The organism is Streptomyces sp. NBC_00667 (genome assembly GCF_036226825.1).
Classification (GTDB): Bacteria; Actinomycetota; Actinomycetes; order Streptomycetales; family Streptomycetaceae; genus Streptomyces.
Window position 1 is genome coordinate 2,236,368 of sequence record NZ_CP109022.1, and the last position, 24,135, is coordinate 2,260,502.

Here is a 24,135-nt window from a genome sequence, read left to right on the forward strand (position 1 = left end):
GGTTGGGTGCGGCCCGGTGGGTCTGCATAATCGCTGGCATCGGCCCAGGGAGGGTTTTCCAGTGAGCGCTGAGCGCTGTCCAGAATGCGACGCCCCGGGCGCCGGCTGCGGGTGTGCTCCGGTAGCGGGTTTCGACCCCCTGCGCATACGTCCGTACGTCAACCTGTCCGAAACCGGCCGGTCGGGTGACGCCGGACCGTCCCCGCAGCCGGTCCTGGGCGCGATGGCCGGGCCCGGCGCGCCCGCCGACGCCGACGCCGACGCCGACGCGACGGAGCTCCTGCCCACGGTGCCGCCCGCGCCGCCCCACGAGCACGCCCCGGCGTACGGAGCCCCCGTACCGCCCCGCCAGGACACCCCGGCGTACGGGACCCCCGTACCGTCGCCGCAGCCCTGGCCGGACCACACGGTCCCGCTCCGTGCGGTCCCCCGGGCACCGGGAACCACGAACGTGACAGCGGGAGGGGAGGGTGGGGGCGGGGGGCCCGAGAAGCGGCGCAAGTTCCCCCTGCTGCTGGCCGGCGCCGCCGCCCTCGTCGCCGTCGGTGGCGTGGCCGTGGCCCTCGGCGCGTCCGGCGGTTCCGGGTCGGGCGGTACGACGCTGCTCGACGCGAAGCCGTCCGCGCCGGTGATGGGCTTGACCCCGGGCGTCCCGTCGCAGGGATCGCCCAGCGCCTCGGCCGGCCCGTCGGCTTCGGCGTCCGCCTCGGCTTCGCCGTCGCCGAGCGCCTCGCGTTCGGCGTCGCCCTCCGCATCACCGAGCCCGTCCCGCACCTCGGCGGCGCCGTCCCGCACCCCTTCCCCCACCCCGAGCCGTACCTCCGCCGCCCCACCGCCGCCCCCGGCCGCGCAGGGTCCGACCCTGCGCTACGGCGACTCGGGCGCGGAGGTGAAGAAGCTCCAGCAGCTCTTGGCCGGGCAGGGCCTGTACCGCGGTCGGCCTGACGGCAAGTACGGCAAGTCCACGGAGGACGCGGTGTCGGAGTTCCAGTGGTACAACGACATCACCGAGGACCCCTGGGGCGTCTACGGCCCCGCGACCCGCAAGGCCCTGGAGGGCTAGGCCGCCTCTTTCCCCGACAACGCGGCGAGGTGCCGGTGTCGGGCGGCGCGGGTCAGGCAGGATCCGGAAGAGACGGCCCAGCGCCCGGGGCGCCGGGCCCCGTGGCTCTGCTCACCACTCCCGGGTGGCGATGAGTTCCTCGACGTCCGCGTCCGTGAACCCGTAGGCCGCGGCCACGAACCAGAAGTCCTCGGCGATGGCCTCCCGCGCAACGGTCTCGATCCCGCTCCCGGCCGCCTCGAAGTCGGCCTCCAGCAGATTGAACGCGTCCGTCGCCGCGTGGGTGAGCACGTACAGCGCCGCCAGGTCGGCCGGCTGCTCCGCCTCCACCCGCTCACACAGCCGCACGAGGACCGCCCTGCCCTTGTCGACGACGTGGTCGGGAAAGTACGGGTCGGCGTACAGCTGCCGCAGGAAGCCGTACCGCGCGACCTGCTCACTCGTGATCGGCATGACGCCTCCCGTCTCCTGTCGAGGACCGCTGCGCCGATCATGCCTCCCCTCACTGACAGCCGGTGGCGCGAACGGCGTCAGATTTTGTATAGTGGAGGAACAAAGTGGTTCCGTCCTCACTCCCTGACCGGGGGACGGAACCACTTGTTCTCTTTTGTCCCCCGTCTGGAGCCCCGCCGATGTCGGCCAGCACCACCAACAACGCCGCCCGCACCACCGTCGCCCTCTCCGCCAAGGCCCTGCTCCTGGACATGGACGGCACACTCGTCAACTCCGACGCGGTGGTCGAACGGTGCTGGCGGGACTGGGCAGTGGCCCACGGGCTCGACCCGCAGGAAGCGCTCGAGGTCGTGCACGGCCGCCAGGGCTACGCCACGATGGCGATCCTGTTGCCCGGGCGTCCGATGGAGCTCAACCACGCGGAGAACGCCGAGATGCTCGCCCGCGAGACGGCCGACACCGACGGCGTGGTCCCGATCGCCGGCGCCCCGGAGTTCATGGCGTCGATCGCCGACCTGCCGCACGCCCTGGTCACCTCCGCCGACGCCGCCCTGGCCCGGACCCGGATGGCGGCGGCCGCACTGCCGATGCCGCGGGTGCGGGTGACCGCCGAGTCGGTCGGCGCCAGCAAGCCCCACCCCGAGGGGTTCCTCAAAGGCGCGGCCGAGCTGGGCGTGGACCCGGCCGACTGCATCGTGTTCGAGGACTCGGCCGCCGGTATCGCCGCAGGCCAGGCGGCCGGCATGCGCGTGATCGGCATCGGGCCCCGCGCCGCCGCACACGCCCCGACCGCCCACGTCCCCGACCTGACACGGGTACGTGTCACTTCCACCCCGGACGGCACCCTCACCCTCACCCTCACCCTCACCCCCGCCTGACCGGCCCGGCGGGTCTACGGATCCCACCCGGCGGGCCGGCCCGCGGCCGACTCCCGTACCTCCGGGAGCGGCGCCCGACGGCCGGTGGCGTACGCCCCGCTGCGGCATCAGTGCCCGCAGGGGGCTCAGGGCTGTCCGGTAACCCCGGGCGCGCGGGCGCCGGCTACGGCATCTCGCCGTGCTGTCGGATCGCCCGCGTACGCCCAGTGTGAGGACGCCCCCAGCCCCGCCCAGGAACGCCGCGCTCACCCTCCCTGCACCTACACCGCCGGCATCGGCCAGTACGACGAGCCCGACATCGGGTCGCACCCTTGTCGCGCATCCACGCGACGGCGACCGACATGTCGAGACCGCCTGAGGAGGCAATGGCCCCTGGGCCGTGCGATGCACCGCGCCCCGACGCCCCGCGCTCACCCACCGCGGATCACGGGACAGCCCTTGGGGCCCCGGCAGAACGACCCGCGAACGGGCAGCGGCCGAGGCCGGTGCCGGTGCCCGGGTGGCTCGTACCGTGCGTCGGCGCGTGCCTGTCGGGCTCCCGCGGTCGGCACCAGGCTCGGCCGGCCTTGTGCGCCGCTGTGGCACGCGGCCAAACGCCTCACCCTGGGCGGGACCGCCGGGGACGGCACCACTCCGCGGCCACACTGCGAGCCACCCACACCGGCCCTCTAGAGCGGCCCGTCACCCGCCCCCGTCCCGCCTGCTCAGAGGAGACCCCCTGGCGCCCTACGGCGACACCAGCCTCGGCCAGCCCTACGCCCCGCGCCCACTTCGCTGTGGCACGCGACCGAACGCCTCACCCTGGGAGGGACCAGGGCCGGGGAGGAATCACGCTGTGGCCGCAGCGCGAGCCACCCACACCGGCCCTCCGGAGCGGCCCGTCACCCGCCCCCGTCCGGCCTGCTCAGAGGGGACCCCCCTGGTTACCTACGGCGGCACCAGGCTCGGCCGCACTGTGGACCACTCCGCACGCTGACGAACGGCCGCGCCAAGGAGCACGCCGCCCGTCGGCACATGCGCAGGGCGGCCGCCGGGAGCAGTCAACGGGGAGACCCGCAGAGCGGCCTCACCACCCCGGGGGCCGGGCGGCCCCGGCCCGTCCGGGCCTTCCGGGCCCAGGCCGTCCGATGACGGGCCGACAGAGCACCATCACGGCCGGCAGGGCACCGCCCCGGCCAGGGCGGCGGGTCAGCGCCCGGGTTCAGCTCCGCCCCGCAGGGGCATTCCAGCCCCTCCCGGGGCTTGAAGGCCGCCCGGGGCGCGACCCGAGTGCCCACCCGGCCAAAGCGGTGGATCAGGCTCCGTGCCGCCCCGCGGGGCAGCGGGACGGCCCCGCGCGGGGCGCCGCAACCCGCGCGGGGCGCCGCAACCCGCGCGGGCGCACGAGCTGCGCACCGTCCGCGGCGCCCGCAGCGACCCCGCACCCGACACCCCGCACCCGACACCCCGCACCCGGCACCCGGCACCCGGCACCCGGCATCACCACCCCGCCGGGACGGACCTCAGCCCGTGATCGCCTCGTACAGCGAGAACCCGGCCAGCGCCGCCATCACCGCGGCCGCGACCTTGGTGATCAGCCGCAGCGGCACGTACTTCATCAGCGTGCGCCCGCCCAGGATGCCGATGCCGGCGACCGCCCACAGGGCCAGCACCGCCCCGACGCCGACAGAGACGGCGTTGTCGTACCGCGCGGCGAGGTTGGCGGTCATGATCTGGGTCAGGTCACCGAACTCCGCCACCAGGATCAGCATGAAACCGGCCCCCGACACCTTCCAGAAGGACTGGTCGGCGGGCGGCTTGACCTCCTCCTCGTCATCGCTCTTCTTGAGCAGCAGCACGGCCGCCCCCGCGAGGAAGAGCACGCCCACGACGGCTTGTACCAGCCGGTGCGGAAGCAGCGTGAGCACGCTTCCCGCCGCGATGGCGAGGCCGACGTGCAGGGCGAAGGCGGCGGCGACGCCCACGAAGACGTAGGACGCGCGGTAGCGGGTGCCGAGCATCAGTCCGGCCAGGGCCGTCTTGTCGGGGAGTTCGGCGAGGAAGACGACGCCGAAGGCGATCGCCGTGACGGTGAAGCTGAACACGGGGGCTGAACCTCAATCGGTCGGGCAGGACGCCGTCGTACCGAGAGACCTGGGTGGATCGGGGGTCGCTTCGGCACGGCGGCACCCCGGTACGTCGCCACGCGGAATGCGCGGCTCCAGGACACTGCGGCCGAAGGTCTCGCTGGCCGGCCGCTGACGCGGTCTGCCTCCGGGCGCCGGCTGGTGTGACCCAGCAGTATGTCGACGGTCCGGCGTAGAGCTACTCCCCTTCGCTCCTCCAGGGTACGCGATGCCCGCCGCCACTCAGGGGCGTCCGGAATGTGACGTTGACCCCAGCTCGCCCGGCCACTTCCCCCTCCCCCTCAACTCCTTTACCACTCGGGACCGTTGAACTCCTTGATGTGACGTGCCCATGTCGGCACCCTGTCACCTGGCGCCCACCCGTCGGACACCTGGCGCCGCCACCATGGCCGCGACCCGCCGGGGTCGCACGGCCATCACCCCCACGCATCAAGGGAGCCCCCATGGCGTTCATACCCTCCGTCTACGCGCGTCGAGCCGGCCGGATCGGCGTCCTCGCCCCGGCCGCCGCGCTCGCCGCCCTGACCTCCCTCGTCAGCGCGCCCACCGCCCAGGCGTCCCCGCCCGCCCCGATCAGTGCCGCGGCGGCCCGTTCGTACCTGGCCACGGTGACCCCGGTGGCGGAAGGTTCCCTCTCCGGCTACAGCCGCACCCTCTTCCCGCACTGGAGCACGGTCTCCGGCTCCTGCGACACCCGCGAGACCGTCCTCAAGCGCGACGGCTCCGGCGTGACCGTCAACTCCTCCTGCTCGGCAGTCAGCGGAAGCTGGTACTCCGAGTACGACGGCGCCACCTGGACCGCCGCCTCGGACGTCGACATCGACCACGTGGTACCGCTCGCCGAGGCCTGGCGCTCGGGCGCCGCCTCCTGGACCACCGCCAAGCGCGAGCAGTTCGCGAACGACCTCACCCGGCCGCAGCTCATCGCGGTCACCGACAACGTCAACCAGTCCAAGGGCGACCAGGACCCCGGCACGTGGCTGCCGCCCCGGACCGCCTACCGCTGTACGTACGCCCGGATGTGGGTGAACGTGAAGCAGTACTGGGGCCTCAGCATGAACTCCGGCGAGAAGACGGCCCTGGTCAACGTCCTCAACGGCTGCTGACACCGCTTCGGCGCCCGCTCCGGCCCCGGTCCCCCGCCCCGCGGAAACGGACTGCGCTCACGGGAAACGGACTGCGATCTTTCTCCCCCGTCAGGGGGAGGCCAGGCTCCCCCTCCACCCCGTACCGTGATCGAAGGGGATGAGAAGGAGGGGGAGTCGGATGGCCGGACTGCGTCTGGGGCCGCTGCTGCGCTACGTCGACTGGGACGACGGCGGCTCCGCCACGGTGTGGATCGAGGCGGACCGCCCGTGCACCGCCGAGGTGCGGTGCACGGACGGCGCCGCCGGGAGCGTGCGCACCTTCCAGATAGCCGGCCACCACTACGCGTTGGTCCCGATAACGGGCCTGACCCCCGGTGCGACCACGGCGTACGAGGTGCTGCTCGACGGCGTCCGCGTGTGGCCCCTGCCCGACAGCGGTTTCCCGCCGAGCACCATCACCACGCCCGCCGTCGCCGGACCCGGCCGGACGGCGCCGGAGCTGCGGATGACGTTCGGGTCCTGCCGGCAGGCGGCGCCGCCCGCCGGCCGGCGCGGGCCGCACGGTCCCGACGCGCTGGACACCCTCGCGGCCCGGATGGCCGCCGAGCCGGACGCGGTCCGGCCGGATGTCCTTCTCCTCCTGGGCGACCAGGTGTACGCCGACCAGTTGTCGCGGGAGACCCGCCGGTGGCTGGCGGCCCGGCGGGACCTGCGGGAGCCTCCGGGCGCCCAGGTCGCGGACTTCGAGGAGTACACCCGGCTCTACTACGAGTCCTGGCTCGACCCGGAGATCCGCTGGCTGTTGTCGACCGTGCCCAGTCTGCAGATGTTCGACGACCACGACGTCGTGGACGACTGGAACACCAGCGAGGCCTGGCTGGCGGGGATGCGGGCGACGCCCTGGTGGCAGGAGAGGGTGCTCAGCGGGCTGATGTCGTACTGGGTGTACCAGCACCTCGGCAATCTTTCCCCGGCCGAGCTCGCCGCCGACGAGCTGTACGGGGCGGTACGGGCCTGCCCGGACGGTACGGACGCGCTGCGCGCCTTCGCGGCCCGGGCGGACGCCGATCCGGGTTCGGAGCGGTGGAGCTACCGGCGGGACTTCGGCCGCTCGCGGCTGCTGATGGTGGACACCCGTGCGGCGCGGGTCCTCGCCGAGGACGGCCGGGCGATGCTGGACCCGGCGGAACACCAGTGGCTCCGGGACAACGCCCTGGCCGGGCAAGGTGGTTACGACCACCTGCTGATCGGGTCCTCCCTGCCGTGGCTGATGCCGCCGCTGATACACGACGCGGAGGTGTGGAACGCGGCGCTGTGCCGCGGGGAGCGCGGGCCGCGGTGGGCGCGGATCGGGGAGGATCTGCGCCGGCGCGCCGACCTGGAACATTGGGCGGCGTTCCCGGCCTCGTTCGCGGCGTTGAGTGATCTGATCGAGGAGGTGGCCACGGGCCCGCGGGCTCCGGCGACCGTCATGGTCCTGTCCGGGGACGTGCACCACGCGTATGTGGCCGAGCCCCGAATACCCAGCACGGCCCGGGTGTTCCAGCTGACCTGCTCACCGGTCCACAACTCGATCCACTTCGCGGTGAAGCTCGGCTTCCGGCTGGGCTGGTCGCGGCTGGGGCGGTGGCTGGGGCGCGGCTTCTCCCGCCACGGCCGTACCGGCCGGCCGCCGCTGAGCTGGCGGCGTACGGGCGGACCCTGGTTCGGCAACCAGCTGATGACGCTGGCGTTGGCGGGGCGGACGGCCAGGTTGTGGCTGGACCAGGCCCGTTCGGGCGGCTCGGGGGCCCGGCTGGTGACGGTGCTGGACCGGCGGCTCACCGAACCGGAGTAACGCGCACGGCCGAGCGGCGCGGGGCGGCCGACGGAGGTCCGGCCCGAGTGCGGCCGGGGGGCGGGCCCGGGGGCGGGCGGCTGCTGCCGGGGACCGCGGGCGGTGGGCTGCGCAGGGAGGCTGACGGACCGACGGCCCCGGGGCTCGGGGGCTACGGCGTCGGGCGTACGCTGTATGGCTGTCAAGCCGCCCCTGCCGCTCCCCGCGACGACGCGGCGCTTCGGACTGGGGAGTCCCGCTTTGCTTGAGGCTCTGGGTTCGCTGACTTCGAGCCCCTGGATCTACGCCGTGGTGGCGGTGTCCGTCGTGCTCGACGTGTTCCTGCCGGTGTTGCCGAGCGGGGTCCTGGTGATCACCTCGGCGGCCGCAGCGGCGGCGGCCGGGGCCGCGGGTTCGGCGGCGCCGGTGCACGCGCGGGTGCCGGACGTCATGGCGCTGCTGGTGATCGCGACGACGGCCTCCGTGCTGGGCGACATGGCCGCGTTCCGGCTGGCGCGGCGCGGCGGTGCCCGCCTGGACCGGGTCATCGCCCGTTCGCGCCGGCTGACCCGGGCCCATGAGCGGCTGGGCGTGGCTCTGGCCCGTGGGGGCGGCGCGCTGGTGGTGATCGCCCGCTTCGCCCCGGCGGGCCGCTCGGTGGTGTCCCTGGGTGCGGGCAAGACGCAGCGCGAGGTGCGCGAGTTCCTCCCGTGGTCGGTGCTGGCGGGCATGGCGTGGGCCGGTTACAGCGTGGCGCTCGGTTACTTCGGGACGCAGTGGCTGGGCGCGGCGTGGCTGGGTACGGCGGTCTCCGTGATCGCCCTGTTCGCGGCGGGCTCCCTCGCGGTGTTCCTGCTGCGCCGCCCGTTGCCGTCGGCGGCACCGGCCGCGTAGGCCGTCTGGTCGGGACGGTGTCCGGACGCCGGGCTCCGGACGCGGTGCGCAGGCGCCGGGCCCGGCTCCGGCTCCGGCAGCACCAGACGGGCCGGTTGTAGGCCGGCCGGGGCAGCGGGTCACCCGTTCACCCGGCTGCGATCGCCGGTTCGGGGCCGGGCTTCTAGCGTCCTGAACACGGAGCGCGACCGAATCCGCGTCCCACCCGTGTCCTGGCCGCGCCGTTTCGAGCAGCCCGAGGAGTTCCCATGCCCGCTACCCGCAAGCGGTACCGCCTGATGGGAGCCGCTGCCGCGACGCTCGCCGTCACCGCCGTCACACCCGCCACCGTCGCCCACGCCAACGCCTCCGCGTCCGTCTCGCCCGGGGTCGTCGCCCCCGGCAGCCGCGTCAACCTCAGCGTCACGGGCTGTAGCAGCCGGACCGCCAGGGCGTCCTCACCCGCGTTCGGGGACGTCCAGCTCGCGCCCGGCAACGCTCAGGCCACCCGGCTGTCCGGCAGTGCCATCGTCTTCGGCGGCGCCACGACCGGCTCCCACCCCGTCACCTTCCAGTGCGGCGGCACCGGCGGTGAACGCGTCACGGTGACGTTGACCGTCAGCCTCGGCGCCGCCCGCGGCGGGCTCGGCGGCAGCGTGGATACGGTGAGTACGGGTCCGGTCGCCATCGGCGGCGCGCTCGTCGCGAGTGCGCTGGGCGCCGGCCTGTGGGTGCTGCGCCGACGCCGCGAACCGCACGCCTGACGACCTCCCGTCACCCGGTCTGGGCGACCGGCTCCCGGCCCCGTACGTGCACACCGTCGAGGAGCGCTGCCGTCGCTTCGGCGATGGCGTCCACGGCGGCGTCGAACACTTCCCGGTTGTGTGCGGCGGGCGCCCGGAACCCGGAGACCTTCCGCACGTACTGGAGGGCGGCTGCGCGGATCTCCTCCTCCGTGGCCTTTTCCGGGATGGCGGGCGGGCGCAGGGTCTTAATGGAACGGCACATACCTCCACTATGGCTCCGCTACCCCGCGGCCGGGCCCTGCTCCGGCAGCTCGGCCCCGGACAGCTTCATGATCAGGCCGGCTTGGAGCCGTCCCCGTAGCTCCGGATCGGCGACCTCGTCCAGCAGCCGGACCGCCTGCGCCATCGACTCCGCCGAGCGCCGGTCGTCCCGCAGCGAGGCCGTCTGCCCGGCCATGTAGCGCAGGGCGACGTCGGCCCTGCGGTGGAAGAGCTGCCCGATGACGGTGACGACCAGTCCGACGGAGCTGGTGACGATGCCGAGGTACAGGTCGCCGCTGCTCTCCGCCTTCCACACCGCCAGCGCCACCCCGCCGAGCAGGATCACCGCCCCGGCCCCGGCGAAGCGCTGGCTGGTCACGAAGCTGCTGCGCGCCTGGGTGAGCCCGTAGGCGTAGTACTCGACGAGCAGCGGGGTGAAATCGTCGCCCCGGGCCGCGGTCCTGACCGGTATCCCACCGACGTCCGCGTACTTCGGATCGCCCGCCTCCGCCCGGGGTGCCGGTAGCAGCGCGAGCAACCGCTCCCGCTCGGCCTCCCGCCTCCGCTCGAACCCCTGCCGGGCCCGCCGCTCCAGTACGAGGTATCCCGCCCCGCCCACGAGCGCGGCCGCCCACGCCACCCACTCCCCCATCCCCCGACGATCGCACGGCCCACCCCCGCCGCCAAGACCGCCGTCATGCCCTTCTGTCCGACCTCACGACGCCTGCGTGCCGGCGCAGGCGCGCAGGCGTCGTGGGTGCGCGTGGCCGGCTAGGGGACCTCGGCGCGCACAGCCTCGCCGATGAGCCCGTCCGTATAGGTCACCGTCTTCGCGCTGAACGCGCCCTTGCCGGTGACGGCACCGGTGATGTTCTCGCCCGGCGCGAGTTCGACGGTGTCGATCTGGTTCTCGTCCACCGCGAGCTGGGAGGCGTGCTTGGTGCCGTTGGTGTCCGTGAGGGTGAAGTAGAGCGGGTTGACGTTGATCGGCTTCGTCGAGTTGTTGGTGACGGTGACGGACACGCTGGTGTAACCGTCGCCCTGCGCGAGGACGCTCGCCTTGAAGGCCGTCTTCTGGGCGGTGACGGTGACCGACTGCTTCTTCTCCGGCGCCTTGGAAGGCTGGACCTCCGGGGCCTTGACGGGCTGTGAGGCCACGGCCTCGACGGGTCGCGAAGGGCTCTTCTGGTCGTCGCCACCAGTGACCAGGGCGCCGACGACGCCGAGCAGGACGACTACGCCGACGACACCCAGGCACGAGAATCCGACGATCTTGCCGGCGTTGGACTTCTTCGGCGCCGGCGGGGGCGGGTAGCCGTATCCGGGCTGGGGCGGGCCGGACGGCGGAAACTGATGGGACATGAGACCCCCACGGGACGAGTGCGAATCCGGCCACCGTAGGGGGGCGTGGGCGCGCCCGTGGCGCTATGCCCGAACCGTGACCTTCCGTGGGGATCCCGCTCGGCGGGTCCGGCGTTGCGACCGGCACGCGACCACCGGGAGGCAGCCTGGCGACCGCGCGCTCCCAGGATGTGAGGTCAGGTCGTCGAGGCGGAAGGCGCACGGCTTCCCCGGCCCCGACGGACGTCATACGAGTGGTTCGGTGAAGGGAGGCGACGGCCCCCTCGCATCGTCCCCATCCGCGACCGGCAACACGTCGGCGCTGGCCGCCTCCCCCAGGTACTGCGGCAGGCGCAAGCCGACGGACGAAGGTCCGCGCACTGGCCCCGATCCGGGCGCCCAACGGCGCTCAGCCCAGCCACGACTGACGCCCCGCCGCCTCCCTCTGCGGCTGAGCCACCACCAGCTGTCGTGGACCCCGTGTAGCCGTCCCAGGCCGCCCGACCCGGGTCAGCGCTCCAGGGACTGCCGTCACTTTTAGCCGTCAAAGGCCCCCAACCATGATCGGTTGGGGGCCTTTGTGCTGGTGGGCGCGGACGGTTTCGAACCGCCGACATCTGCTTTGTAAGAGCAGCGCTCTACCCCTGAGCTACGCACCCGCGAGGGCTTGGCCGTGGCCGCCTGGTGAGGGGACAGCCCACGTGCCCCTGGTCTGAGGACCAGGGGTGCCCGGTGCCCGAAGGCAGGACGACAGCCTACATGGCGGGTGCACCCCCGGCGCAAACGCGTTGGCGTAGGGGAGAATGGAGCGGGGCATGGCGGACGCGGCACGGGAGAGGGATTGTGACAACGGCATCCCGGCGGTGGTTCGGTGGGCGGGACGAGGGCCGGCGGGCCGATGCGCAGGCGGCGAAGGATGCCGCCGCGGCCGCGTTCTACGAGCTGGATACGGCGCAGCGGGACCTGCGGATCTCGATGGAGACCATCGCCGCGGCGGACGGGTCGCCCGCAGCGCGGCAGGCGGCGCAGGGGTTCGTCGCGCTCGGGCAGCGCATCGACCAGGCCAGCCAGGTGTACATCGAGGCCGTCGACGCGCACGACCTGGACCGGCCCGAGCTGGAGGGTTCGGTCGCCGCGCGGGCGCGGGAGCAGTTGACGCGGGCGCGGGACGACCTCGTACGGGTCAAGGCGGAGCTGGACCGCTTCGCGCAGGGGTTGCAGCCGCTGCTGGACAAGGCCGAGACGCAGCTGGCCCGGGTCGCGCCCGCCCGGGAGCGGGCGAAGGCGGCGCTGCTGGCGGCGAGCAACGCGCTGGACGAGGTCCGGGCGAAGGGGATGCGGGCCGACGACCTGGCGGCGCGCCTCGCCGCGCTGGGGCCGGAGCTGACCAAGCTGAACCAGGGCGCGGCCCAGCACGGGGTGCAGGAGACGGTGCAGCGCGCCGACCGGATCCTGCGCGACGCGGAGGCGATACGGGCCGAGGCGGCCAGGCTGCCGGAGCGGGCGGCGGAGGTCGACCGGCGGCTGGTGAGCCTGCGGACCCGCGCGCAGGCGTTGCGCAACCGGGCGGACCGGGTGGATCCGGTGCTGAGCGAGCTGCGCCGGCGGTTCAGCGCGGCCTGCTGGCAGGACCTCCAGCACGTCCCCGAACAGGCGGTACGGGAGGTCGCGCGGGCGGAGGAGAAGCTGGCGGAGGCCGGCCGGGCACGTGACGCCCAGCGGTGGACCGAGGTGGGGGCGCTGATCGAGGAGGTCCGCACCTGCCTGGACGCGACCGACGAGGCGGTGTCGGCGGCGCAGGACCGGCTGGCGCGGCTGGAGGCCGTGGCGCGGGACCCCCAGGACGAGGTCCGCCGGACCCGCTTCGCGATCCGCGACGCGCAACGGCTGGCGATGGAGGGCCGTACCGTGCCCGATCCGCGCCACGCCCGGCCGCTGGACGAGTCGGTGGCGCGGGTGGAGCGGGCGCTGTCGGGGCTGGAGGGGCGCCACCCCGACTACTGGCAGTTCCTCCAGGAGATGGAGGGCGTCCGGGCGTCCGTGAACCGGGTGGTGAACGAGATCCGGGCCGAGCGCGGACACGCGTAGGCCGTCTCCGGGGCCGCGCGCCTGATGGCCGAACTTGTCCGGGCACTGCCCGCGGCGGATGCTGGGAAGGACCTCAGCAGACCTCGGCAGAGGAGGCCGCCATGGTCACTCACGCGGCTCCGCACATGCGGCGGCCGGTCAGTGCCCGGCTCGACGAGCACTTGCCGGTCGATCACAAGCTCAGCAAGGTGTACCGGGTGGGCGCGGGCCTGACCGGGCTGCTGCTGGTCGTGTTCGGCGTCCTGGGGCTGGTGCACCGGATCGGGTTCTTCGACACCGGCGGGGACACCGTGATGGCGCTGAACACGAACGGGGCGTTGAGCGTGCTGTCGATCTGCATCGGCGCGCTGCTGTTCTACGGGATGGTGGTCGGCGGGAACTTCGCCTCGACCCTGAACATCGCGCTGGGTCTGCTGTTCATCGCGAGCGGGTTCGTGAACCTCGCGCTGCTGGACACCGGGCTCAACTTCCTGGCGTTCCACCTCCCGAACGTGCTGTTCAGCTTCGTCGTCGGCGTGATGCTGATGTGGTTCGGCATGTACGGGCGGGTCGGGGGCGGCCTGTCGCACGACAACCCGTACTGGCGCGCCCGCCACCCCGAGGAGGCCGCCCGGGAGGACCGCGCCGCGGCCCGGCGCGCACTCGGCACCCGTCGCACGCCGCCCCACCCCTGAGGCATGCCCCACCCCCTGAGGCACGCCCCCCCTGAGGCACGCCCCGCCCGCCAGAGCACTACGGCTGCGGGGCCGGTGCCGCTAGCCTGTGCCCATGCCCCGTTACGAATACCGCTGCCGGACCTGTGACGACACCTTCGAGGTGAGCCGTCCGATGGCCGAGTCCTCGGCGCCCGCCGACTGCCCCGCCGGTCACGCCGACACCGTCAAGCTGCTCTCCGCGGTCGCGGTCGGCGGTGCGGCCCGCAGCGGGCCGGCTTCCGCCCCCGCCCCCGCCATGGGCGGCGGCTGCTGCGGTGGGGGCGGCTGCGGCTGAAACCGCGGCGACGGCTGAAACGGCGGCTGCGCCTGAAATGGCGGCGGCTGCCGTTACCGCTTGCGCGACAGGGTCAGGCCGTCCGAGATGGCGAGCAGCACCGACTCCATGCGGTCGTCGGCCAGCACGTGGTCGTTGAAGGCGCGCATGGCGGCCGCCGCGCCCGTCGCCGCCTCGTCCACCACCCGGCCGTGGTAGAGGGTGTTGTCGCTGACGATCAGCCCTCCCGGCCGCATGCGCGGCACGAGCTCCTCCCAGTAGGCGATCTGGTTCTCCTTGTCGGCGTCCACGTAGGCCATGTCGATGTGCGGCTCCCCCGGCATGGCGCGCAGCGTCTCCAGCGCCGGGGCGATCCGCAGGTCGATGCGGTCCGCGACGCCCGCCTCCTCCCAGGCCTGCCTGCCGTACGCCGTCCACTCCTCGGAGATGTCGCAGGCGATCAGCGCGCCGTCCGCGGGCAGCGCCTGCGCCATGGACAGGGTCGAGAAGCCGGTGAAGGTGCCGATCTCCACGATGCGGCGGGCGCCCGTCAGCCGGACCAGGAAGGCCAGCAGCGGGCCCTGCTCGTGCGCCGACTGCATGCCCGCAGCATCGGGGAACTTCTCGTACGTGGTCGTCACGAGACCCCGCTGGACGGCGTCCAGCGGCGGGTTGTGGTCGAGCATGTACTGGTAGAGCTCGTCGGTGATCTTGGTGCTGTTGCCCTTGGTCATGCGCCCAGTGTGCCGAGTTCCCCGACCGCTCGCCGGAACGCGCGCACGATCTCCTCACCCGCCAGGACGCCGGCCTGCGCCAGCGCCGTGACCGACCCGGCGGTCCAGCCCGCGTCCGCGAGTTCGCCGTGGCCCGGCCGCCATCCCCGGTCCGCCGCCAGCAGCAGATCGGCGTCCAGCAGCGAGTCACCGGCGGCCAGGGTCGTGGCGGCCCCGGTGCGGCGGGCCAGCTCCCGCATGGCGGCGCTCTTGGTCAGCGGGCCCGGGACGGCGTAGATCTTGCGGCCCTGCAGGGACACCGTCCAGCCGCGGGGCTCCGCCCAGGAGACCAGCGCCTTGAGCCACTCGTCGGGGACCAGCGCCCGCTCCACCACCAGGTACGCGAACAGGTCCTCCGCCACCCGCGCCTTGCGCAGCCACGCCGGGTCGGCGGTCGCCAGCAGGTGTGCGTACACCTCGGCGAGCGGGGCGCACTCCTCGGCCAGCCGCGCCGCGACCTGACGCCGCCAGTCCCGGTCCGGTACGCCGTCCACGAGCAGCTGCCCGCCGTTGGCGCAGATGGCGTACTTCGCGGGGCGTCCGGGGAAGCGGATGCGCTGGTACTGCTTGCGCGTGCGGGTGGTGGTCGGGACCCAGACGACGCCCGGGTCGGCGGTCAGCTCCGCCAGCAGGGCCGCCGCGGTCTCGGTCATGTACGACAGCGGCTTGCTCTCGTGGACCTCCACGCACAGCAGCCTGGGCGCCACCGGGTCGGGCATGGTCAGGCCGAGGGCTGCCGCCGAGTAGATGAGCGTGCGGTCGAGGTCACTGGCTACGAGGACGGTCACTTGGAGGCCACGGCCTTTCCGTCGGCGCCGGTGGCGCCGCGCGTGAAGCGGGGGTGGATGAGTCCCACGCAGGTGTAGGGCAGCCCGTCGACCTCTTCGACCGGCACCCCGCGCTGCTGCGCGAGGAGGCGTACGTGGTCCAGGTCGGCGCCGGCGCCGCGCTTGGCGAGGATCTTCCACGGCACCCGGCGCAGCAGTACGCGCGTGGTCTCGCCGACGCCGGGCTTGACCAGGTTCACGTCGTGGATCCCGTACTCCTCGCTGATCCGCTCGACCGCCGCCCAGCCCTCCCAGGTGGGGGTCCGGTCGGCCGCGAGCAGTTCCTTGACCTCGGCGTCCACGGCATCGGCCACCTCGTCGAAGCGGGCGGCGACGGCGTCGACGAACGCGACCGACACGTCGGCGGGGGCGAGCTCGCGGTAGTACTTCGCGCCGTGGAAGTCGGCGGGCCCGACCAGGTCGGACCTGAGCACCGTACGCGAGACGAGTCCGGAGACGGTGGAATTGAGGCAGGCGGAGGGGATCAAGAAGTCCTCGCGGGTGCCGTACGTCGCCACGCACGAGCCGGGATCGGCGAGGACGACGATCTCCGGGTCGAACCCGTCGAATTCCGCCAGGGCGTCGCGCAGCTCCCGGGTGATGGCCCCCTTGCCCGTCCAGCCGTCGACGAAGACGACGTCGGCGGGGTCGTGGTGGGCGGCCAGCCAGCGCAGCGCGTTGGCGTCGATCCCGCGCCCGCGCACGATGGAGACGGCGTAGTGCGGCAGGTGCAGTCCGTGCCGGGCCTGCGCCCAGCGCCGCATCAGCACACCGACGGGGGTTCCCGCGCGGGCGAGGGAGACGAGCACGGGCGAGGGTGACCGTTCGGCGAGCACCGTCTCGGTGACGGTGCCCACGGCGCGGGCTATTCGGGCGGCGGAGGCGGTCAGCGCGCTCTGGTACAGCCGCTGGTACTCGGGGGACGGCTGGTACTCCACGGGCAGCGACTCGGCGTAGTGCGCGCCGCCCGCCTGGATGGCCTCCTCGCGCTCCTCGGTCGGGGCCTCCAGTTCCACGGCCGAGAAGTCCTGGAGCAGCCAGCCGACGTCCTCGGCCGCGTAGGAGGAGAAGGCGGGCCCGCGCAGGGGCTCGGTCATGATCGGCTCCTGCCGGTCGTAGGGCTCGGTGGGGACCGCCGCGGGGGCTTGCGACGGTGTCCCCGGTACGTACGACGGCACCACCACCAGCAGCACCTGGCCGGTGTGCGCGGCGAGCCGGGCGAGGAGCCCGTCGGGGGCGTGCAGCGCGTCGGTGTCGCCGTGGGAGTCCACCACGGCGACGACGGCGTCGAAGCCGGCGCCCGCGACGTTGTACGCGTACCGCTCCCCCGGCCCGTCGGCGGGATCGTCGTGGGCCGGGAAGGTCAGCCGCGTCCGGATGGCGTAGCCGGGGTCGTCCACGGCGAGGACCGGCGAGCGGGTGGTGGTGGAGAAGCGGACTTCGCGTCCCGCGGGCGCCCCGGACTCCTCCAGGGCCCGCGCGAGGCGCAGCGGCGCGTACATCAGCTCCTCGTTGCCCAGGACCAGGACCCGCCGGGGCCGCCCAGCCGCCGTCCCCGCCCCCGGCCCGGCGTCGGCCCCGCCCCCCGGCCCGGCGGCGAGTTCTGCGTCGATCCGGGCAGCCAGCGCGGGCAGCGCCGCCTCCAGCCGGGCCCGGTGGGCGGGGGTGAAGCCGTGCCGGCCCCCGTCGGGCAGCCCGGCGGGCCAGTCCAGGCCGATGCGCCGGACGGGGGCCGCCGGGCCGGCCTCGGCCGGGGCACCCCGGGTCTCGTGCTCCTCGACCAGCGCCTGCCCCTTGGCCAGCACGTCCTCGGGCAGCCGGACCGTCCCGCAGGCGAGGGCGACGAGGTCTATCCGGGCCCCGAGCCCGGCGGCGAAGGCGTCGAGCCGCTCGCGGTCGGCCGGGGAGCGCATGTCGACCAGGGCGACCACGACGTAGCGGGGCCGGGGGTGGCGGGCGTGCAGGTCGCTGATGGTGTTCAGGATGGTGTTGCCGGTGGAGAACTCGTCATCGACCAGTACCAGGGGCCCGCTGCCGGTCAGCAGCTTCGGGTCCTCGGGCAGCAGCAGGTGCGAGGTGGCGTGCGAGTGGGCCTCCTCGAAGCCGCCCGCGGGCTCGACACCGGGCACGGGGCGGCGGGTGGAGTGCAGGTAGGGGGCGTCACGGAGGCCGTCGGCGACACTGTGGCCGAGGCCGGTGGCGGTCTCCGCGTACCCGAGGACGACGGCGTCGGCGGCTTCCCCGCCCAGCAGGCCCCGGACGCGTTCGCCGAGCCCGTATCCGGCGGCGTGCACGGCCGCCGGGGACTGCGGGACGTGCTTGCCGAGGATCCGGGAGACCAGCAGGTGGGCGCGCTTGGGGTTGCGGCGCAGGGCGAGGCCCAGGAGCTCACGCAGCGGCGGCCCCCCGGGCGCAGCCTGCCCCGGCACCATCGTCCGCCCCGGCGCCGCGCCCTGTTCCAGGCGCACGCCCAGCCGGTCCGCGACCCAGGTTCCCGACCACACCTCTTCGATCGTCTTGCCCTTCTCCGTGGAAAGCCCCCACCACCGGAAACGATCGGGGAGCGCTGAAAAATCCGTGTCCGACGGCCGTCTCACACCTGGAGCCCGGCGGTGAGCAGGTCGACGAAGCCGACCTCCTCCCTGGCCACACCGAAGACCTCCGCGCGCAGCATGGTGCGCTCGGCCCAGGCCCGGTGGGGCTTCACCTCGTTCATCTTGTTCGTGTAGGCGGAGCGCATGACCCCGCCGCCGCCGCGCTCGGGGCGCAGGATGTCCTGGGCGTCACTGAACTCCTCGTGGGAGACCACCGACAGCGCGTGGACGGGCGTGACGTGGGCGGGGTGGATGCAGGTCTTGCCCAGCAGTCCGTTGGCCCGGTCGAGTTCGATCTCGCGCAGCAGCCCGTCGAGGTCGTGCTCGATGAGGGCGGTGCGCAGCTCTTCGACGCCCTCTGCCAGGAACGGGCTGCGGCGCAGCTGCGGCTTGAAGAGGCGCTGCTGGCTGCGGAAGTACTCCCAGACGGGACCGGTGACGGTGAAGCCGGTGCCGTCGGCGCGGCTGAGGACGTTCACGACGTCGGCGATGACACCCGCGACGATCTTGACGTCGTAGGCGGTCATGTCGGGGGTGCGGCGCAGTCCGTACACGGAGCAGAAGTCGGTCACGCCGAGGCGCAGGGCCAGGACGCGCTCGCGGTAGCGGTTGACCGTCCGGGAGATCCCGGCGAGGGCTTCGACCCGGGTTTCCAGGTGGAGCAGGTCGGGGGTCTCCAGGACGGGCATTGCGTACAGGGGGGCGACGGCGGAGACCTGTTCCGCCTGGGTGACGGCGTCGAGGAAGGCGGTTCCGCGACTCTCCGTGAACTTCGGCAGTACGAATCCGGCCAGGTGGCGTCCGGAGCCGCCGAGGCGGCGCACGAGGTCGGGGATCTGCTCGGGGGTGCGTACCCGGATGAACAGGAGCGGGAGCTGTTCGTGGTCCTCTTCGAGTGCGGCGAACTGACGGATCAGGTTGGCCTCGCCGGCCGTCACCTCGCCGTCGCTGATGGAATCCTCCAGGCAGAGCACCATGGAGACCACTCCGCGGGCCGCCTGCTTGCGGATGTCGTCGGCGAGGTGGGGGCGGACCGCCGGGCTGTAGAGGGTGGCGCCGAGGCCGGCGGCGAGCGTACGGGCGGGCGAGGCGGCGGTGAATTCGGCCGGCTCCTGGTGGAAGAGGTCCTTGCGGACGCTGGGCGAAATGTGCCCGAAGTGACGCATGCGCTTCCCCCGTACTGCCTCGGCGGCCCAACTGGCGTGGCCGGTAATAGTACGTACGAATGAGAGTCGAGAGTTCCGCAAGCACATGAAGTTCAGGTAACCCTCTTGCACCATGCCCACGTCTCGCGTTCCGTACAAGTGGCTACCGGCACGTGACTACGGGGGGCCGCATTGTCCAGGTCATGGCCGGGAGGGCAGGATGACCGGCATGACGCACGCGATGCAGAAGGGCTCGAACATCCCGGTGTCCGCCGTGGCGGTCCGGGCGGTGCTGCGCTGGACCACCGGGGCCGAGGTACCGGATGTGGACGCGTCCGCGCTCCTGGTGGGGGCGGACGGGCGCGTGCGCTCCGACGAGGACTTCGTCTTCTACAACCAGCCCAGGCACCCCTCGGGGGCGGTGTGGCGCCTGGGCAAGAAACAGATCGGCGAGGCGATCACCGACGCCGTCCAGGCGGACCTGCGGGCGGTGCCCACCGCGGTGGACCGCGTCCTGGTGGTGGCCTCCGCCGAGGACGTGCCGTTCCAGCGGGTCCATGACCTGCGGATCCTTCTGTACGACGCCACCTCCACCGGCGGCTCCGAACCGCTGGCTTACTTCGACGTGCACCCGGAGACGGGCGCCGAGACGGCGCTGATCTGCGGCGAGCTCTACCGCCGCGCTGAGGGGTGGAAGTTCCGCGCCCTGGGCGAGGGGTACTCGGACGGGCTGGTCGGGCTGGCCACGGACCACGGGATCTCCGTGGACGAGAACGCCCCGGACCAGGCGGCGAGCCCCGCCCCCGGAACCACCGACGAGCAGACGGCCGCGATGGCGGCGCCTGCCCCGGCCACGCCCCCGATGCCGGCGGCGCCCCCGGTGCCCGCTCCCCCGACGCAGGCCCCGCCGGCCGTCGAGCCCGCCTACGGCTACCCGCAGCCGGTGTCACCGGTTCCCGGGCCGGGCGGCGACTCCGCCTTCCGGCTGCCGGTGCAGGGTCCCCAGTTCATCCGCCGCTGACCCGCCCCGCGCGGGCCGGGGCCTGACCTGCGGCCCCGCGCACCAGGGCCTGACCGGTGCCGGTCAGGCCTTGGTGCTCTTGTAGCCCCGCCCCCACTGGAGCCCCCACCCGTACAGCCGGTCGAGCTCGGCCTGGAACCCGTAGACGAACTTCACCTCGCGGCGCACCGTCAGCTCGCCCTTGACGGTCTCCAGCGACACCACGGCGCAGGACCGGGCCTGCGGGTGGCGCTCCTCCAGCTGGATCTCGATCCGCGGCCCGGTGCTGGGGTACAAGGTGACCAGGGCGTGGGTGCGGTCGAAGGCCGGGGTCTGGTCGTAGATGTAGACGAAGACCAGCAGCCTCTTGATCTCGTCGGCGTGGTCGAGGTTGACGAAGATCGTCTCTCCCGAGGGCGCGCCGAACCGGTCGTCGCCGCTGAGCTTCACGTACGGCGGGTTGTTGATGTCGCCGTGCAGGTTCCCCAGCGGCTGGACCACTCCCCTCGTGCCGTCGGTCAGCTCGTACAGGCAGCCGATGTCGAGGTCGACGTTGACCATGCCCTGGGTGTGCGCCTGCACCATGTCGGGTTTGAAGAGCTTGAACGGGTGCCGCAGGAGCCGGCCGCTCTGGCCGGAGCGGCCGCCGATGTCGGAGCTGCGCATCCGCCAGGAGAGGTTGACGCGCAGGTTGCCGTGGACGGCCCCCTGTTTGGTGAGCGACACCGTCGGGTGCCGCCTGGTCAGCTCGATCGCGTTGGACGAGGCGCTGCCCGAGTCGAACTGCATGGCGCGGGCGCCCCTGATGCCGTCGAAGAGGCCGCCGTCGAAGAAGCTGCCGAAGAAACCCATGTCCCCTACCCCCCTGAAGCCCACTGACGTACGGAAGCGGGGCGGCCCGGGGGTCCGTGGACCCCCAGGCCGCCCCGCACTTGGAGCGTTCCGCATTCCCGCCGGGCTCATGCCTCGACGGGCACCCCTTCCAGTTCCGCCAGGCGCTTGTTGCGGCGCACGGAGGACCAGAAGGACCAGGCGATCAGCACGACGCCGACGAGGCCGGTGATGACCTCGTTGATCTCGTACTGGATGGTGACGAGCAGGATCACGGCGAGCGCGCCGATGGCGTAGTGCGCGCCGTGCTCCAGGTACACGTAGTCGTCCAGGGTGCCCTGGCGGACCAGGTAGACCGTCAGCGACCGGACGTACATGGCACCGATGCCGAGGCCGAGGGCCATGAGCACGATGTCGTTGGTGATGGCGAAGGCGCCGATGACCCCGTCGAAGGAGAAGGAGGCGTCGAGGACTTCGAGGTAGAGGAACATGAAGAAGGCGGCCTTGCCGGCCATGACGACGGCGGGGACGGGGCTGCCGCTCTTCTTCGCCGCTTCCTCCGCCTCGTGCTCGGCCTCCTCGTCCTCTTCGAGCTTGTTCTCGAAGTAGCCGGAGAGACCGCCGACGATCATGTAGGTGATCAGACCGGCGATGCCGGACACCAGGACGGTCTGCGCCTTGTCGACGTGTGCGCCGCCGTGCTGGTGGGCCTGGGTGGCGAAGGTCGCCGAGGTGATGACCAGGACGATCAGCGCGATGCACGCGGACAGCATGTCGATCTTGCCGAGCTTGGCCAGCGGACGCTCCAGCCAGGCGAGCCACTTGATGTCCCGGTCCTCGAAGATGAAGTCGAGGAAGATCATCAGCAGGAACATTCCGCCGAAGGCCGCGATCGCCGGGTGGGCGTCGGTGACCAGCTGCTGGTAACGGTCCTTGTCGGTCAAAGCCAGATTGACGGCTTCGATCGGGCCCAAGCTGGCGGTGATCGCGACGATGACGACGGGGAACACCAGCCGCATGCCGAAGACCGCGATCAGAACGCCGACCGTGAGGAAGATCTTCTGCCAGAAGGCATTCATCTTCTTCAAGATGCCGGCGTTGACCACCGCGTTGTCGAAGGACAGCGAGATTTCGAGGATCGACAGGATCGCCACGATCCCAAAAGCGGTCCACCCCCCGTAGAACACCGCTGCGGCCAGACCGAGCGCAGTGATTGCGAACGACCAGCCGAAGGTTTTGAGAACCACTGGCACCCCATCGTCTTGTACGGCTTTACGAAACGTTGACCCCGAAGTCTAGAGCGATGCCCCTCAGCCCCGACGCGTACCCCTGTCCCACCGCCCTGAACTTCCATTCGCCGCCGTACCGGTAGACCTCACCGAAGATCATCGCGGTTTCGCTGGAGGCGTCCTCGGTGAGGTCGTAGCGGGCCAGTTCCTGGCCGTCGGCCTGGTTCACCACGCGGATGAACGCGTTGCTGACCTGGCCGAAGCTCTGCCGGCGGGCCTCCGCCTCGTGGATGGAGACGGGGAAGACGATCTTGTCGACCTCCACCGGCACCTTGGTGAGGTCGATGATGATCGACTCGTCGTCGCCCTCACCCTCGCCGGTGAGGTTGTCCCCCGTGTGTTCGACGGAGCCCTCGGGGCTCTTGAGGTTGTTGTAGAAGACGAAGTACGCATCGCCGAGCACCCGGCCGTCGCGGCACAGCAGCGCGCTGGCGTCGAGGTCGAAGTCGGCGCCCGTGGTCGAGCGCGCGTCCCATCCGAGACCGACCAGGACCCGGGTCAGGTTCGGTGCGGCCTTGGACAGGGAGACATTGCCCCCCTTGGCGAGTGTGACGCCCATGTTGTGGTCCTCCCCGGACGACGTGGTGATGGTGGTGCGGTGGTGCCGGTGTTGCGGTGGTGCCGGTGTTGCGGTGCCGTACTGCGGTGGTGCCGGTGTTGCGGTGGTGCTGCCGTGCCGCCGGTAGAACCGGTGGTTCCGGTGGTGCGGGTAAAGCCGGTCCGGCGCCGTACACACAGTGCACGGCGCCGGACAGGAAACGGCTGTGGGGTCACAGCCGGCTGGCTGGGGCCAGGACTCAGACGTTGACGCCGAAGTCCTGGGCGATGCCACGCAGGCCCGAGGCGTAGCCCTGGCCGATCGCGCGGAACTTCCACTCCGCGCCGTTGCGGTACAGCTCGCCGAAGACCATGGCGGTCTCCGTCGAGGCGTCCTCGGAGAGGTCGTAGCGGGCGAGCTCGCTGTTGTCCGCCTGGTTCACGACGCGGATGTACGCGTTGCGCACCTGGCCGAAGCTCTGCTGACGGGTCTCGGCCTCGTAGATCGAGACCGGGAAGACGATCTTGGCGACATCGGACGGGACGCCGGCCAGGTTGACCTTGATGGCCTCGTCGTCGCCCTCGCCCTCACCGGTGGTGTTGTCGCCGGTGTGCTCGACCGAGCCGTCCGGGCTCTTCAGGTTGTTGAAGAACACGAAGTTCGAGTCGTTGGCGACCTTGCCCTGGTCGTTGGTCAGGATCGCGCTGGCGTCGAGGTCGAAGTCGACACCGGTGGTGGTGCGAGCGTCCCAGCCCAGACCGACGATGACCGCCGTCAGGTTAGGCGCGGCCTTGGTCAGCGAGACGTTGCCGCCCTTGCTGAGGCTGACTCCCACGGGTCCTCCATTGGGTTTCGGTGTGGGGCTGCGCCCCTTCGTGCGGTTGCTGTCGGATCAACGTCCCGATCCTAGTGACGGGTTCCCGCCCGTCACCGGATTTCCCGCGGATCGGACGGCGTACCCGTTCAGAGGCTTTCGAGAGCCTTGATGTACTCGTTCAGGTCGCGTGCGTCGGGCAGCCCGTTGACGACGGTCCAGCGCACGATGCCGTCCTTGTCGATGATGAAGGTGCCGCGGACCGCGCAGCCCTTGTCCTCGTCGAAGACGCCGTAGGCGCGGGAGGTCTCGCCGTGCGGCCAGAAGTCGGAGAGCAGCGGGTAATCCAGGTCCTCCTGCTCGCCGAAGACCCGGAGGGTGGGCACCGAGTCGTTGGAGACCGCGAGGAGCTGGACCTCGTCGTTCTGGAAGCGGGGGAGCTGGTCGCGCAGCTCGCACAGCTCACCGGTGCACACGCCGGTGAAGGCGAACGGGTAGAAGAGCAGCACGACGGCCTTCTCCCCCCGGAAGTCGGAGAGCCGCACGGTGGCGCCGTGGTTGTCCTTGAGCTCGAATTCCGGGGCCTTGCTGCCGACCTCGATCGCCATCTGTCGCATCCCTT

General features: G+C 72.4%; 24 protein-coding genes and 1 tRNA gene. 10 read left to right on the top strand and 15 right to left on the bottom strand.

Features of this window, described 5'->3' with window-relative positions:
- Positions 1-61: 61 nt before the first annotated feature.
- The gene (locus OHA81_RS10540) at positions 62-1,063 is read left to right on the top strand and encodes a peptidoglycan-binding domain-containing protein (RefSeq protein WP_329194916.1); all 1,002 of its coding nucleotides are present in this window, start codon (positions 62-64) and stop codon (positions 1,061-1,063) included.
- A 111-nt stretch (positions 1,064-1,174) separates the two neighbouring features.
- Here the strand turns inward: OHA81_RS10540 and OHA81_RS10545 are convergent, their stop codons facing one another.
- Positions 1,175-1,516 (bottom strand): DUF5713 family protein, encoded by a 342-nt coding sequence (locus OHA81_RS10545; protein WP_329194918.1) that lies wholly within the window; start codon positions 1,514-1,516, stop codon positions 1,175-1,177.
- Between the two features lie 179 nt (positions 1,517-1,695).
- Here OHA81_RS10545 and OHA81_RS10550 point away from each other — a divergent pair, with 179 nt between their 5' ends.
- Positions 1,696-2,394, top strand: a complete 699-nt coding sequence (locus OHA81_RS10550; protein WP_329194920.1) for an HAD-IA family hydrolase — start codon at positions 1,696-1,698, stop codon at positions 2,392-2,394.
- 1,502 nt (positions 2,395-3,896) lie between these two features.
- Here the strand turns inward: OHA81_RS10550 and OHA81_RS10555 are convergent.
- Complete coding sequence (locus OHA81_RS10555; RefSeq protein WP_329194921.1) at positions 3,897-4,478, bottom strand: TMEM165/GDT1 family protein; 582 nt, start codon at positions 4,476-4,478, stop codon at positions 3,897-3,899.
- A 494-nt stretch (positions 4,479-4,972) separates the two neighbouring features.
- Between OHA81_RS10555 and OHA81_RS10560 the strand changes: the two genes are divergently transcribed.
- The 4 genes from OHA81_RS10560 to OHA81_RS10575 all read left to right on the top strand — a co-directional run bounded on the left by OHA81_RS10560 (position 4,973) and on the right by OHA81_RS10575 (position 9,061).
- On the top strand, positions 4,973-5,626 hold the full coding sequence (locus tag OHA81_RS10560) for an HNH endonuclease family protein (protein ID WP_329202156.1): 654 nt from the start codon (positions 4,973-4,975) through the stop codon (positions 5,624-5,626).
- A 160-nt stretch (positions 5,627-5,786) separates the two neighbouring features.
- On the top strand, positions 5,787-7,445 hold the full coding sequence (locus tag OHA81_RS10565) for an alkaline phosphatase D family protein (protein ID WP_329194923.1): 1,659 nt from the start codon (positions 5,787-5,789) through the stop codon (positions 7,443-7,445).
- A 240-nt stretch (positions 7,446-7,685) separates the two neighbouring features.
- Positions 7,686-8,318: a DedA family protein gene (locus OHA81_RS10570; protein WP_329194925.1), complete on the top strand. Its 633-nt coding sequence runs from the start codon at positions 7,686-7,688 to the stop codon at positions 8,316-8,318.
- 248 nt (positions 8,319-8,566) lie between these two features.
- Positions 8,567-9,061, top strand: a complete 495-nt coding sequence (locus tag OHA81_RS10575) for a hypothetical protein (protein WP_329194927.1) — start codon at positions 8,567-8,569, stop codon at positions 9,059-9,061.
- Positions 9,062-9,071: 10 nt separating this feature from the next.
- Here the strand turns inward: OHA81_RS10575 and OHA81_RS10580 are convergent, their stop codons facing one another.
- The 4 genes from OHA81_RS10580 to OHA81_RS10595 form a co-directional block, all read right to left on the bottom strand.
- Positions 9,072-9,305 carry a DUF2277 domain-containing protein gene (locus OHA81_RS10580; RefSeq protein ID WP_329194929.1) on the bottom strand — a complete coding sequence of 78 codons (234 nt, stop codon included), beginning with the start codon at positions 9,303-9,305 and terminating at the stop codon, positions 9,072-9,074.
- Positions 9,306-9,323: 18 nt separating this feature from the next.
- Positions 9,324-9,956: a TRADD-N-associated membrane domain-containing protein gene (locus OHA81_RS10585; RefSeq protein WP_329194931.1), complete on the bottom strand. Its 633-nt coding sequence runs from the start codon at positions 9,954-9,956 to the stop codon at positions 9,324-9,326.
- A 119-nt stretch (positions 9,957-10,075) separates the two neighbouring features.
- The gene (locus OHA81_RS10590; protein WP_329194932.1) at positions 10,076-10,666 is read right to left on the bottom strand and encodes a DUF4352 domain-containing protein; all 591 of its coding nucleotides are present in this window, start codon (positions 10,664-10,666) and stop codon (positions 10,076-10,078) included.
- Positions 10,667-11,229: 563 nt separating this feature from the next.
- A tRNA-Val gene (locus tag OHA81_RS10595) sits at positions 11,230-11,304 on the bottom strand.
- Between the two features lie 184 nt (positions 11,305-11,488).
- On the opposite strand from OHA81_RS10595, the gene OHA81_RS10600 reads away from it, so the two are divergent.
- The 3 genes from OHA81_RS10600 to OHA81_RS10610 all read left to right on the top strand — a co-directional run bounded on the left by OHA81_RS10600 (position 11,489) and on the right by OHA81_RS10610 (position 13,723).
- Positions 11,489-12,733: a hypothetical protein gene (locus tag OHA81_RS10600; protein WP_329194934.1), complete on the top strand. Its 1,245-nt coding sequence runs from the start codon at positions 11,489-11,491 to the stop codon at positions 12,731-12,733.
- A 101-nt stretch (positions 12,734-12,834) separates the two neighbouring features.
- On the top strand, positions 12,835-13,407 hold the full coding sequence (locus OHA81_RS10605) for a DUF4383 domain-containing protein (RefSeq protein ID WP_329194936.1): 573 nt from the start codon (positions 12,835-12,837) through the stop codon (positions 13,405-13,407).
- A 94-nt stretch (positions 13,408-13,501) separates the two neighbouring features.
- Complete coding sequence (locus OHA81_RS10610; protein ID WP_329194939.1) at positions 13,502-13,723, top strand: FmdB family zinc ribbon protein; 222 nt, start codon at positions 13,502-13,504, stop codon at positions 13,721-13,723.
- Between the two features lie 53 nt (positions 13,724-13,776).
- On the opposite strand, the gene OHA81_RS10615 is transcribed toward OHA81_RS10610, so the two are convergent.
- The 4 genes from OHA81_RS10615 to OHA81_RS10630 all read right to left on the bottom strand — a co-directional run bounded on the left by OHA81_RS10615 (position 13,777) and on the right by OHA81_RS10630 (position 19,062).
- Positions 13,777-14,436: an O-methyltransferase gene (locus OHA81_RS10615; RefSeq protein WP_329194941.1), complete on the bottom strand. Its 660-nt coding sequence runs from the start codon at positions 14,434-14,436 to the stop codon at positions 13,777-13,779.
- Complete coding sequence (locus OHA81_RS10620) at positions 14,433-15,263, bottom strand: HAD family hydrolase (RefSeq protein ID WP_329194943.1); 831 nt, start codon at positions 15,261-15,263, stop codon at positions 14,433-14,435. Before OHA81_RS10620 ends, OHA81_RS10615 begins: the two co-directional genes overlap by 4 nt.
- The gene (locus OHA81_RS10625; protein WP_329202157.1) at positions 15,260-17,815 is read right to left on the bottom strand and encodes a phosphoribosyltransferase; all 2,556 of its coding nucleotides are present in this window, start codon (positions 17,813-17,815) and stop codon (positions 15,260-15,262) included. Before OHA81_RS10625 ends, OHA81_RS10620 begins: the two co-directional genes overlap by 4 nt.
- Before the next feature lie 80 nt (positions 17,816-17,895).
- Complete coding sequence (locus tag OHA81_RS10630) at positions 17,896-19,062, bottom strand: HpcH/HpaI aldolase/citrate lyase family protein (RefSeq protein ID WP_329194945.1); 1,167 nt, start codon at positions 19,060-19,062, stop codon at positions 17,896-17,898.
- A gap of 208 nt (positions 19,063-19,270) precedes the next feature.
- On the opposite strand from OHA81_RS10630, the gene OHA81_RS10635 reads away from it, so the two are divergent.
- Positions 19,271-20,062 (top strand): TerD family protein, encoded by a 792-nt coding sequence (locus OHA81_RS10635; RefSeq protein WP_329202159.1) that lies wholly within the window; start codon positions 19,271-19,273, stop codon positions 20,060-20,062.
- A gap of 63 nt (positions 20,063-20,125) precedes the next feature.
- On the opposite strand, the gene OHA81_RS10640 is transcribed toward OHA81_RS10635, so the two are convergent.
- The 5 genes from OHA81_RS10640 to OHA81_RS10660 form a co-directional block, all read right to left on the bottom strand.
- Positions 20,126-20,893 carry a TerD family protein gene (locus tag OHA81_RS10640; RefSeq protein ID WP_329194946.1) on the bottom strand — a complete coding sequence of 256 codons (768 nt, stop codon included), beginning with the start codon at positions 20,891-20,893 and terminating at the stop codon, positions 20,126-20,128.
- Between the two features lie 107 nt (positions 20,894-21,000).
- The gene (locus OHA81_RS10645) at positions 21,001-22,119 is read right to left on the bottom strand and encodes a DUF475 domain-containing protein (RefSeq protein ID WP_329194948.1); all 1,119 of its coding nucleotides are present in this window, start codon (positions 22,117-22,119) and stop codon (positions 21,001-21,003) included.
- A gap of 25 nt (positions 22,120-22,144) precedes the next feature.
- Positions 22,145-22,720 carry a TerD family protein gene (locus OHA81_RS10650; protein ID WP_329194950.1) on the bottom strand — a complete coding sequence of 192 codons (576 nt, stop codon included), beginning with the start codon at positions 22,718-22,720 and terminating at the stop codon, positions 22,145-22,147.
- Positions 22,721-22,958: 238 nt separating this feature from the next.
- Complete coding sequence (locus OHA81_RS10655) at positions 22,959-23,534, bottom strand: TerD family protein (protein WP_329194952.1); 576 nt, start codon at positions 23,532-23,534, stop codon at positions 22,959-22,961.
- Positions 23,535-23,662: 128 nt separating this feature from the next.
- Entirely contained in the window at positions 23,663-24,121 is a 459-nt protein-coding gene (locus OHA81_RS10660) for a peroxiredoxin (protein WP_329202161.1), read from the bottom strand.
- Between the last annotated feature and the right edge of the window lie 14 nt (positions 24,122-24,135).

Excerpts from the sequence above, each read along its gene's own strand:
- OHA81_RS10580 (WP_329194929.1), bottom strand. The coding sequence starts at position 9,305 with ATGTGCCGTTCCATTAAGACCCTGCGCCCGCCCGCCATCCCGGAAAAG.
- OHA81_RS10585 (WP_329194931.1), bottom strand. The coding sequence starts at position 9,956 with ATGGGGGAGTGGGTGGCGTGGGCGGCCGCGCTCGTGGGCGGGGCGGGA.
- OHA81_RS10545 (WP_329194918.1), bottom strand. The coding sequence starts at position 1,516 with ATGCCGATCACGAGTGAGCAGGTCGCGCGGTACGGCTTCCTGCGGCAG.
- OHA81_RS10610 (WP_329194939.1), top strand. The coding sequence starts at position 13,502 with ATGCCCCGTTACGAATACCGCTGCCGGACCTGTGACGACACCTTCGAG.
- OHA81_RS10630 (WP_329194945.1), bottom strand. The coding sequence starts at position 19,062 with ATGCGTCACTTCGGGCACATTTCGCCCAGCGTCCGCAAGGACCTCTTC.
- OHA81_RS10640 (WP_329194946.1), bottom strand. The coding sequence starts at position 20,893 with ATGGGTTTCTTCGGCAGCTTCTTCGACGGCGGCCTCTTCGACGGCATC.
- OHA81_RS10650 (WP_329194950.1), bottom strand. The coding sequence starts at position 22,720 with ATGGGCGTCACACTCGCCAAGGGGGGCAATGTCTCCCTGTCCAAGGCC.
- OHA81_RS10615 (WP_329194941.1), bottom strand. The coding sequence starts at position 14,436 with ATGACCAAGGGCAACAGCACCAAGATCACCGACGAGCTCTACCAGTAC.
- OHA81_RS10660 (WP_329202161.1), bottom strand. The coding sequence starts at position 24,121 with ATGGCGATCGAGGTCGGCAGCAAGGCCCCGGAATTCGAGCTCAAGGAC.
- OHA81_RS10635 (WP_329202159.1), top strand. The coding sequence starts at position 19,271 with ATGACGCACGCGATGCAGAAGGGCTCGAACATCCCGGTGTCCGCCGTG.
- OHA81_RS10575 (WP_329194927.1), top strand. The coding sequence starts at position 8,567 with ATGCCCGCTACCCGCAAGCGGTACCGCCTGATGGGAGCCGCTGCCGCG.
- OHA81_RS10565 (WP_329194923.1), top strand. The coding sequence starts at position 5,787 with ATGGCCGGACTGCGTCTGGGGCCGCTGCTGCGCTACGTCGACTGGGAC.
- OHA81_RS10550 (WP_329194920.1), top strand. The coding sequence starts at position 1,696 with ATGTCGGCCAGCACCACCAACAACGCCGCCCGCACCACCGTCGCCCTC.
- OHA81_RS10590 (WP_329194932.1), bottom strand. The coding sequence starts at position 10,666 with ATGTCCCATCAGTTTCCGCCGTCCGGCCCGCCCCAGCCCGGATACGGC.
- OHA81_RS10605 (WP_329194936.1), top strand. The coding sequence starts at position 12,835 with ATGGTCACTCACGCGGCTCCGCACATGCGGCGGCCGGTCAGTGCCCGG.